The sequence below is a fragment of the Fulvivirga aurantia genome, from assembly GCF_009711475.1.
Taxonomy (GTDB): Bacteria; Bacteroidota; Bacteroidia; order Cytophagales; family Cyclobacteriaceae; genus Fulvivirga; species Fulvivirga aurantia.
Map to the genome: position 1 here is coordinate 1 of NZ_SMMD01000478.1, position 3,088 is coordinate 3,088.

Genomic DNA, 3,088 nt, shown 5'->3' on the forward strand with positions numbered 1-3,088 from the left:
CTTCAGGCATGTGGCTCTTACAAGCAAAACATCATGTTTCAGCCAGAAACAGATCAGTTATTAAATGAAATAACACTTGCTGAAAAAACTCCTGAAAACTATATCATTCAACCTAATGATTATCTGGAAATTGAGGTTTTCACTAAAAAAGGAGAATTCCTCATTGATCCTGAGAATCGCTTAATTGACCAGCAAATACCCAATAATGCCAACCTTAAACCTGAGCTACAATACCTTGTGCAAACTGATGGGTCAGTTGTTTTACCTATGGTTGGGCAAATAAACCTGGCAGACAAGACGTTATTAGAAGCTGAAAACGAACTTATAGTGGCCTATGAGAAATACTACAAAGATCCTTTTGTGAAATTGAGGTATGTAAATAAACGAGTGATAATACTTGGTGGAGCCGGTGGTAGAGTAGTTCCTCTTACAAACGAAAATACAACCGTGGTTGAAGTACTAGCACTGGTTGAGGGTTTTGAAGAGGAGGCTAAATCACACAATATTAGATTATTGAGAGGAGAAAAAGCTTTTCTCATCGATTTCAGCACTATCAAAGGTTATGCTGAGAATAATATGATTGTGCAAAACGGAGATGTAATCTATGTTGAACCCGTAAGAAGACCTTTCTCAGAATTTATTAGAGACAACGGCCCTGTAATTTCCGTTTTTAGTAGTTTAGCTTCTTTAATAGCAGTGGTAATAAGCTTGAACTGATTTGAATACTCCAGAAAATAATATTGGTGCCTCTACGCAAGGTGCAAATGATAGCTTAGATTTTGAAAAGGCAGGAGCTGTACTTAAGAAAAGTATTATATGGATTATTTTAATCTTTGCTCTCACTATATCTGCAGCCTACCTATTCATCCGCTGGACGAAACCTCTCTTCGAGTCTGTAAGTGAGCTAAAACTAGATGTAAAGTCTGATGCAACGGAGTTAGGCCTGGCTGGACTTACTGAAAATAAAAATCTCAATATTATTTCTGGTGAAATCGAACTGCTCAAGTCAAAGCTATTTACCAGTAAAGTAATTGAGACAATAGACCTGAGTGTAAGTTACTATACGGCAGGCCAGGTGTTGAATGACGAAAAATACAACATTTCACCTATTGAAATTGATTACGAGCTTAAAGATCAGTCTTTATATGACACAAGAATATATGTAGAGATACAAGATGCTACCAACTTTAAGATAAGCTTCAATGGTGAAGAAGGCTACCTTCCAGATACGTATAAGTTTGGAGAGTTGATTAGCACAAACCGGATCAACCTGATAATAAACACAACTAAATTTTACGATCCACAAGGTGATAAAAAATACTTTTTCACAATCAATAGCAATGACGCACTAGTCAAATATTTTGAGAATAACCTAACTGTTGAACCGCTAAACTTAAATGCAAATACAATAAAAATTGCACTTAAAGATCACAATAAGTACAAAGCTCATGATCTTGTCAATGCAATAGATACTATCTACCTCAACTATAGTCAGGAAGAGAAAAATCGCGAAAACAGGCAAAAAATAGCCTGGCTTAATGAGGAACTAAATGAAATAGAAACTGAGCTTGAAGGTTATGAGAACTACTTTGAGAATTTTACAATCAGAAACAGGACAAGCGATCTTGATGAAGATTTAAAAAGAACTATTGAAGTAATCAATGCTCTTGATTCACAACGTTATGAGCTCAATACTAAAATTGTAAGTGCAAATGAGTTAATAAGTAATATTGATCAGGGTGAGGTAAATCGTGAAGTATTAGATATTAACCCATTACAATACCCCCAATTTGTGGTTAATTCTCTGACAGAACTTGCCACACTTATAGAAGAAAGAGATCAACTAAAGCTATCTTATAACGAGGCCACCTTTGCGCTTACTAAAAAAGACAATGAAATTGAATCTTTGCAGCAGCGGTTAAAATCTCAACTAATATCATTGAGAGATCGCTATCAGGAGCAAATTAAAGACCTGATAATTCGTAAGAGGAAACTCGAACAAAACTTCGTTGAGATTCCCGAAAAGAGCACCGAGTACAAGAAGAATCAGCGTTTCTTCGACCTATATGAGGAGTTTTACCTTGGTCTTATGCAGAGCAAAGCACAATACCAGATAGCTCAGGCCGGTACTACCACAGAGTTTAAAATACTTTCCAGCGCCACTTTACCTACAAACCCTATTTATCCTAACAACCTGATTGTGTATGGCATCGGAGTTGTTTTTGGCTTTGTACTAAGTTTCTTGTTCGTCAGTATTAGATATTTGCTACACAACAAGGTCACTTCTGTAGGTGAGCTTGAAAAAATCACCTCTGCCCCTATTCTGGGTACTATACCTAATACAGCTGATAAAATGGAGGTGACAAAACTTGTAATCAATCAAAATCCTAAATCTGCTGTAAGTGAAGCCTTAAGGTCTTTGAGAACTAACATAGAATTCATGATCTCTGGCAGTAAGAAGAGAGTTATCAGTGTAACTTCTACTATTGGTGGGGAGGGTAAAACTTTTGTATCTGTAAACCTGGGTGGTATTATAGCGCTATCTAAGAAGAAGGTACTGCTATTGGATCTTGATATGCGTAAGCCACGTGTTCATAAGTCTTTTTCTCACTCAAACTCTGAGAAAGGAATGAGCACAGTATTGATCAATAAGCACAACATAGAAGACTGCATAGTGCCAACTGAGATAGAAGGCTTTGATTATGTACCTGCGGGGCCAACACCTCCAAACCCTTCAGAGCTTATCCTCAACGGAGAATTTGAGATACTACTCGAAAAACTTAAAGCAAGCTACGATCTTATAATCCTGGACACTCCTCCTGTTGGTCTAGTTACAGATGGTGTTTTAGCCATGAAAAGAGCGGATCTTGCTATTTATATCGTTAGGGCCAATTACACCAAAAAGCTGTTTTTAAGAACGCTAAATAGGCTTATAAACGTAAACCAATTTAAAAATTTAGCTGTTGTCTTAAATGCATCTTCAACCTCTGGTAGCAATAGTTATGGCTACGGATATTATGAAGAAAAAAAGAATGACAGCGTAATAAAAAGATTCGTAAAATAGGTGTTTAGTTTTTTCAAAAAAAAA

General features: G+C 36.5%; 2 protein-coding genes. Both read left to right on the forward strand.

Going from position 1 to position 3,088, the window contains the following annotated elements; all coding sequences use genetic code 11:
* The coding region (locus tag E1176_RS03280) for a polysaccharide biosynthesis/export family protein (RefSeq protein WP_155209149.1) at nt 1-717 on the forward strand (717 nt) is incomplete at its 5' end.
* 1 nt (nt 718) lies between these two features.
* Nucleotides 719-3,064, forward strand: a complete 2,346-nt coding sequence (locus tag E1176_RS03285; RefSeq protein WP_155209150.1) for a GumC family protein — start codon at nt 719-721, stop codon at nt 3,062-3,064.
* The last annotated feature ends 24 nt before the right edge of the window (nt 3,065-3,088 follow it).